Genomic DNA, 6,734 nt, shown 5'->3' with positions numbered 1-6,734 from the left:
TTAGGTTCGCAGGATGCGTAGTCGAGACTACGGGCCGGACGTCCTGGCTCCCGCCGCCCGTCCGCGCCCGGTGCGCCCGCCGGAGGTCGAGCTCGAGCGTGACCTCGTTGTCGAGGACGTGGCCACCGGTTTCTGCGGGGCCGTGGTAGGCAGCGAGAACGGTGGGGTGACGCTGGAGGACCGCCACGGCATCCGGAGGGTCTTCCCCCTGGAACCCGGCGCCTTCCTGATCGAGGGCGCGCGGGTGACCCTCGTGCGTCCCCGCCGCGGGACCCCGGCCCCCGCGGCGCGCACCGCGTCCGGGTCCGTGGCGGTGCCCCGCCACCGGGCCAGGGTCGCGCGGGCGAGCCGTATCTACGTGGAGGGTCTGCACGACGCCGCCTTGGTCGAGCGGGTCTGGGGTGACGACCTGCGCATCGAGGGGGTGGTGGTGGAGAGCTTGGACGGGGTCGACGACCTGCCGTCGGTGGTCGCGGGGTTCCGCCCGGGGCCCGGCCGCCGGCTCGGCGTGTTGGTGGACCATCTCGTCCCGGGGTCGAAGGAGAGCCGGATCGCCGCCTCCGTCGCCGGTGACCACGTCCTGGTGACCGGTCATCCCTACATCGACATCTGGCAGGCGGTGAAGCCGGCGTCGGTCGGCATTCCCCGCTGGCCCGAGATTCCCCGCGGCCAGCCCTGGAAGGAAGGGGTCTGTCAGGCCCTCGGTGTGGAGGACCCGGCGCAGATGTGGCGCCGGATCCTGGCCTCGGTGGACAGCTACACCGACCTTGAGGTGGGCCTGCTCGGCGCGGTGGAACGACTGATCGACTTCGTCACCGGCTGACGGCCGGGCCCGGGCGGCCCCCGTACGCGCGCCGCGCAGCCGACCGCGTACGGTCACTTCCGGCGGGGACGGGCCCCCTCCGTAGGCGGGAGACACCGAATGCCGGCACGGATCAGACCATCGATCCTGCTTCGGATCGTCGGTGCGGCCGTCGTGGCCCTGGTCGCCGTGGCCCTGGTCGCCGGGGTGGCTCTGCATCTCGTGGTGGGCGGGTCCGCCGGGGCGGGCGCACCCGGCCTCCGGCCCGGCGTGGACGGGACCTCACCAACCGCCCTGTCCGGCCGGAAGGTCGTCCTCGATCCCGGGCACAACGGAGGAAACGGCGCCGCCGCGGGGTCGATCAACCGGCGGGTTCCGGCCGGCGGTTTCGACAAGGAATGCGACACCGTCGGCGCCGAGACCGACAGTGGTTACCCGGAGCACGCCTTCACCTTCGACGTCGCTGGGCGGGCGGCGGCCATTCTGCGCTCCCGGGGCGCGAGCGTGATCCTGACGCGCGACAACGACTCCGGGGTGGGCCCGTGCATCGACGAGCGGGCCCGCATCGGCAACCGGACCTCGGCTGACGCGGTGGTGTCGATACATGCCGACGGGGGACCGGCGGACGGGCGCGGCTTTCATGTCATCGCGCCCGCGCTCAGCCCGGACCGGGCCAACGCACCGATCCTAGCCCCGTCGGCACGTCTCGCGGCGATGGTACGATCCGCCTTCGGCCGGGCCACCGGGCAGCCACTGGCGGACTACCTGGGCGAGGATGGTATGACAATCCGCTCCGATCTCGGTGGGCTCAACCTCTCGCGGGTGCCGAAGGTCTTCCTGGAGTGCGGCAACATGCGCAACCGCACCGATGCGGCCGAGCTCGCCAACCCGGCCTGGCGGGCCCGGGCGGCGGCGGGCCTTGTGGACGGGATCACGTCGTTCCTGCTGGGGGACGAGGCGTCCTCGCCCGGCCCGGGCTGACCCGGCTTCGTCCGGCGATGGGCGCGGCGGGCGGCCGGGCCCATCGCCGGATTTCCGGGCGGCCCACCGCCCACCGGCCGTCGCACACGCAGAGGGCCACCCGTGACGGGCGGCCCTCATAGGACGGTCAGAATGTGTCTCGCGGTGGGCGATACTGGGATTGAACCAGTGACCTCTACCGTGTCAAGGTAGCGCTCTCCCACTGAGCTAATCGCCCGCGAAAGGATCAGAGGCGGAGGCGGGAATCGAACCCGCGTACAGGGCTTTGCAGGCCCTTGCCTAAACCACTCGGCCACTCCGCCGTGGGAGGCCGCTGGGGACGGACCTCAAGCCTCTCTGTTCCCGAGCGGACGACGGGATTCGAACCCGCGACCCTCACCTTGGCAAGGTGATGCTCTACCAACTGAGCCACGTCCGCGCTGCTCCGCGCTTCTCGGCGGTGCAGGTAGCACTCTAGCGGACGATCGGGCCAGACGTCGAACCGTCCGGCGGGCGTCGCTGAGATGTTGCGTTGGGTCAAGTTTCTCCGGATGAACACCGGCTTTCGCCCACGGCACGTCCATGCGGCCGGCGGCCGTCGAGGGGCTGGTCCATGCCCTGGGCGGCGGGTCACCTCGGGCGGCGGTAGCGTGATCGGAATGAGCGAGACGAACGTGGCGGCTCGGGAGACGAGCCCTCTCGGGCGTGTGGCACCGTCACCCCCGTGGGATGCCTCCTCGTTCCTGCTCGCCGGCGGCCGGTTCGCGACCGAGGTCGTGGAGATCAGCGATGACGCCGCGGTGCTGGATCGAGATGGCTTCTGGGCGGTCGTCGTCGACTTCAAGGGGGCCGTCCGTTGCATCCGGTTCGCCGACGTGCGGCCGGCACCTCCCGGTGGTGTCGCGGCGCTGCGGCGTGGCCCCTGGCTCGGACCGTCGCGAGCCGCATGGGCGACGACCATGAACCGGGCAGCCTACCTTGACGGGGTTGCGGCGATCCGTGAGCGTATCGCGGCGGGGGAGGTCTACCAGGTCAATCTCTGCCGATTGCTGTCGGCGCCCCTGTCGGCGCCCGCGGCGGAAGGCGCGGGGGGTCCCGGTGTCGGTGCTGCCGGTGTCGATCTTGGTGCCCTGGCGGCCGTCGTCGCCGCCGGCAATCCCGCGCCGTACGCGGTCGTCCTGGACGTGCCGGAGGCCGGGGTGCGCATCGTCGGCGCCTCCCCGGAGCTGTTCCTCTCCCGCCAGGGCGACGTCGTGAGCTCCAGGCCCATCAAGGGAACCGGTCGGACGGCGGCGGATCTGCGGGAGAAGGACGTCGCCGAGAACATCATGATTGTCGATCTTGTTCGCAACGATCTCGGGCGGGTTGCCCGCCCGGGAGGCGTGACGGTGCCTTCACTCTGCGCTGTGGAGAAACACCCCGGTCTCGTGCACCTCGTCTCGACCGTCCGGGCCCGGCTGCGGCCGGGAGTGGGCTGGCGGGACCTCCTGGCGGCGACCTGCCCGCCTGGTTCCGTCTCCGGTGCGCCGAAGTCGAGTGCGCTGCGGATCATCCGAGAACTGGAACCGGCCTCTCGGGGCTACTACTGCGGGGGGATCGGCTGGGTGGATGCCGACCGGAACGTGGGTTGGCTGTCTGTTGGTATTCGTACGTTCTGGATCGAGGACGACCGGATCTGGTTCGGTACCGGCGCTGGTATCACGTGGGGGAGTGATCCGGACTCGGAGTGGCGTGAGACCGAGCTGAAGGCCGACCGGCTGGTGGGGCTGGCGAGCCGATCGGACGATAAGCCGGGCACCGGCGGTGGGCCGAGGACAAAAGAACCCGCCTGGCGGCGCTAGGCCGGCCAGGCGGGCGGGTGCTCTGTGTGTGACTGGTCTGTGTGTGACCGGGTGGAAGCTACCTCGGATGCAGGTGGGGAAGGGCCTCCCCTGGTCGCAAAATGCCCGCACCGGCTTACCGGGATCGGGCAGCGGTCCCGACCCCGGTGAGATCACCGCTCGGGGCCGCCCCAGATGAGGAGGGCGAGTTCGGCGTCAAGATCGATGATGTCGCTCTCCCCGCCGAGGGGGACGGCTGAATACGTCCGCCGTAGGAAGGCCAGCACCTCGGACCGCGGCATCTCGAACAGTGCATGCCCGGACGGGCTGGACAGGGACAGGCAGACGATCCGTCCCCCGGACTGGGCGGCAGGCCACACCTGCACGTCGCCATCCCCGGCAGGTCGGCGCACACCGTCGCTGAGGAGCTGGCGTGCGAATGTCCACTCCACGACCTCGTCCGCACCGGTGCGGAAGCCGATGCTGATCGCGTACGGATCGGCCGGCTCGTACCGGACGGTGGCGGCGACCGGCACGGGCGCCCCGCCGGGAACGACAAGGCGGAGGGCGAGTTCTGCGGTGATTGAATCGTGACGAATAGTCATCGGGTGGCCTCTCATGGTGCGATGGTGCGGGCGAGCACCCGTGTAACGGGATAGTTCCCTCTCCGAGTCCCGTTGGAAACAAGATTATGCCAAGACAACATCCGTTACGGTAGTTCGGGCGAGTTGCCTGGCCCGGAAGGGTGAACCTGCTTCGAGTGATCATGGTTCGGTCGACTATCGGACGGATCTTCTACTTAAATCCTATAGATGATTACTGTCCGTAGCGTCCGAGCGTCCCCGGGCGCCAGGTCATCCCGCCAAGGCCGTTCCCCCCTGAGTCTTCCCCATCGGGACCCTTCCCAACCACGGCCAGTCGCGGCGAACCTGGTCCAGTCCGGCCACCGGACAGGACGGTGGACATTGCCCCATCCGTCCGTCGACCCCCCGCTGCCGACCCCTTCGTCGGCCCGTATCCCCGGCGTGTAGGGTGGTCCCACCAGCAAGGGCGTATAGCTCAGTGGTAGAGCGCTGCCTTCACACGGCAGAGGTCCGTGGTTCGAAACCACGTACGCCCACGCGATTGGGCTTGCCATGCTCCGCTCCCGGGTCGGGAGCTTGTTGTGCTCCCATGAGATATCTGTCCAGTGGATGATCTTCGCGCCCCTCGCGATGCGGCGTTTTTCCTGGTCCGGGCGGTTTTGTCGGTGCCTGGGAGGGGCTACCCCAAACGGGTGGTGCAGCTCGGCGGTGTCCTCTCCCGCCGGCGGGACTCGGCACGTTTCCCCCGGTAGCAGGCCGTCTCGGTCCCGTCCGAGGTCTGCCCGGGTGTGCCCCCGGCCCTCGCGGCGTGCTGTGGCTCGAAGGGTGGTCGGAGCTGTCCGCTGCCGGTGGGGCGCCTGCCTCAGGGAGTGGTGCGAAATATCCCCGATTGGCCGGTTTCTGGGTGTCTGGGCCGCGACGTCGTGGGCTGGCGACGAATCGACATCTACCCCCACTTTGGTGGGGACATCGCCGATGGAGGCGGATCCCGGAGGGGGTCCCGGCCGATGCTCCAGCCCGGGCGACAGTGTGGGCGACGAGCGCGTCGATACCTCGACCCGGGGTCGGCTCCGAGCCTCGTTCTTCACGGAAAGTGACGTCCAAGCCCGCGTCGCGGTGCCCCCGGGTGCATCGCGCGAGCCGCCGCCGCGATGCATCGCGGCCCTTGGGGGCGGGACTGCCCATCTTTCGGGCGCATGCTGTTGATTCGTGGTGCCCGTGGAGTTCCGCGCGCTGGGGATGGTCGACGCCGTGCGTCGCCGTGGAACGATTCCGGTGGTCGTTGATATACCGGTTGGCCCATGGTTGATCGGCATCGTTGTGCGTCCCGCCCCTTTCCGCAGGTCAGGTCACTGGTTTGCGAGCTGGGTCCACGCCGGGTCCGATTAGCGTTTTCCCCCATGAAGGTGCCGCTGACGCTGTACAGATTGGCTTAACGTCCGCTAAGCTGGCCGGGCAGGGCGTAACGGGCTCGGGCTGTCGCAAGGTTGTCGCGATGGCTTCTCGCGGGGTTGCGCCGGGAGGGCTCCTCTCGGTCGCGGACCCCTCGTGCGCATCATCCGCGCGTCAGATCCAGGGCGCCGTGGTTCGAAACCGATTACGTCACTCGAGGGAGACCGGCGGCGACCCCCCCACGCCGTCAGTCTCCCTCTTCATGCGCCGGACCGCACCCGCACGCGAGCCTCCTCGCCTACCGGGGGCGTCTCTCGTCGCTCAGATCCTGATAAATTGACGAGATGATATTGCTCCCCCCTGGGGAGCTCGTCCCGGGGAGGCAGCGCCCTTGCTGATGGCCGAGCAGGTTCCGGTATCCATGGCCCGCTCGATGGGCGCTGCCTGCATGTTCACTCGGCTCGGCCGGGGCGGTGCCGTGGCGGTCGCCCCGTGACGGCCGAGCTCTCACCCGAGGGGGTTCCCCTGGAGGAGCAGGCGGGGGTCGGCGGTCCGGATGCTTTCCAGCGGCTCTACACCCCGCATCGCATGGCTTATATCAGGGGTGAGGGCCGCTCCCGTGACGATGAATGCCCATTCTGCTCCATTGTCGGGATGTCCGACGAGGACGGCCTCGTGGTTGCCCGGGGTAAAAGCGTCTACGCGGTCCTCAACCTGTACCCCTACAATGCCGGGCACCTTCTCGTCGTGCCCTATCGCCACGTCGCGGACTACGCCGACATGGACCCCGAAGAGATCGTCGAGATGGCATTCTTCGTTCAGCACGCGCTCCGTGCGCTGCGGGCCGCCAGCGGGGCCCACGGGTTCAACACCGGCATGAACCTGGGGGATGTCGCCGGCGCCGGGATCGCCTCGCACGTGCATCAGCACGTGGTGCCGCGGTGGGGCGGTGACACGAACTTCATGCCCGTGGTGGGCGCGACCAGGGTGCTGCCCGCCCTGCTCGGGCAGACCAGGCAGATGCTCGCCCAGGCCTGGGCGCAGACCGCGTCCGACGAGCAGGGCGGGTAGCACCGGGCCCGGTGGAGGCCGCAGCCGGGTCGGGGCACCACCGTCGGGGCTGCCCGCCGCACCGGGTCCCGCCCGGCGTCCTGCCCGGTGCGGCGGGTGTGCGGT

The 6,734-nt window shown here is 69.7% G+C and carries 5 protein-coding genes and 4 tRNA genes; 5 read left to right on the top strand and 4 right to left on the bottom strand.

Going from position 1 to position 6,734, the window contains the following annotated elements:
• The first annotated feature begins 13 nt into the window (after nucleotides 1-13).
• Together AC08OX_RS01710 and AC08OX_RS01705 are read left to right on the top strand one after the other, a co-directional pair.
• Nucleotides 14-823 carry a DUF3097 domain-containing protein gene (locus AC08OX_RS01710; RefSeq protein ID WP_011435799.1) on the top strand — a complete coding sequence of 270 codons (810 nt, stop codon included), beginning with the start codon at nucleotides 14-16 and terminating at the stop codon, nucleotides 821-823.
• A 99-nt stretch (nucleotides 824-922) separates the two neighbouring features.
• On the top strand, nucleotides 923-1,783 hold the full coding sequence (locus tag AC08OX_RS01705) for an N-acetylmuramoyl-L-alanine amidase (RefSeq protein WP_476606171.1): 861 nt from the start codon (nucleotides 923-925) through the stop codon (nucleotides 1,781-1,783).
• Between the two features lie 145 nt (nucleotides 1,784-1,928).
• Here AC08OX_RS01705 and AC08OX_RS01700 read toward each other — a convergent pair.
• The 3 genes from AC08OX_RS01700 to AC08OX_RS01690 all read right to left on the bottom strand — a co-directional run bounded on the left by AC08OX_RS01700 (nucleotide 1,929) and on the right by AC08OX_RS01690 (nucleotide 2,201).
• Nucleotides 1,929-2,000: transfer RNA gene (locus AC08OX_RS01700), tRNA-Val, on the bottom strand.
• A 13-nt stretch (nucleotides 2,001-2,013) separates the two neighbouring features.
• Nucleotides 2,014-2,085 (bottom strand) — tRNA-Cys (locus AC08OX_RS01695).
• Between the two features lie 43 nt (nucleotides 2,086-2,128).
• Nucleotides 2,129-2,201, bottom strand: a tRNA-Gly gene (locus AC08OX_RS01690).
• Between the two features lie 220 nt (nucleotides 2,202-2,421).
• On the opposite strand from AC08OX_RS01690, the gene AC08OX_RS01685 reads away from it, so the two are divergent.
• Nucleotides 2,422-3,603 carry a chorismate-binding protein gene (locus tag AC08OX_RS01685; protein ID WP_476606170.1) on the top strand — a complete coding sequence of 394 codons (1,182 nt, stop codon included), beginning with the start codon at nucleotides 2,422-2,424 and terminating at the stop codon, nucleotides 3,601-3,603.
• A gap of 152 nt (nucleotides 3,604-3,755) precedes the next feature.
• Here the strand turns inward: AC08OX_RS01685 and AC08OX_RS01680 are convergent, their stop codons facing one another.
• Nucleotides 3,756-4,187, bottom strand: a complete 432-nt coding sequence (locus AC08OX_RS01680) for an SsgA family sporulation/cell division regulator (RefSeq protein ID WP_009739629.1) — start codon at nucleotides 4,185-4,187, stop codon at nucleotides 3,756-3,758.
• A 443-nt stretch (nucleotides 4,188-4,630) separates the two neighbouring features.
• On the opposite strand from AC08OX_RS01680, the gene AC08OX_RS01675 reads away from it, so the two are divergent.
• A tRNA-Val gene (locus AC08OX_RS01675) sits at nucleotides 4,631-4,702 on the top strand.
• A gap of 1,348 nt (nucleotides 4,703-6,050) precedes the next feature.
• Nucleotides 6,051-6,629, top strand: a complete 579-nt coding sequence (locus AC08OX_RS01670; protein WP_011435802.1) for an HIT family protein — start codon at nucleotides 6,051-6,053, stop codon at nucleotides 6,627-6,629.
• The last annotated feature ends 105 nt before the right edge of the window (nucleotides 6,630-6,734 follow it).

The sequence above is a fragment of the Frankia sp. CoBUL1 genome, assembly GCF_978021245.1.
This window is presented reverse-complemented; position numbering and strand designations above follow the sequence as displayed.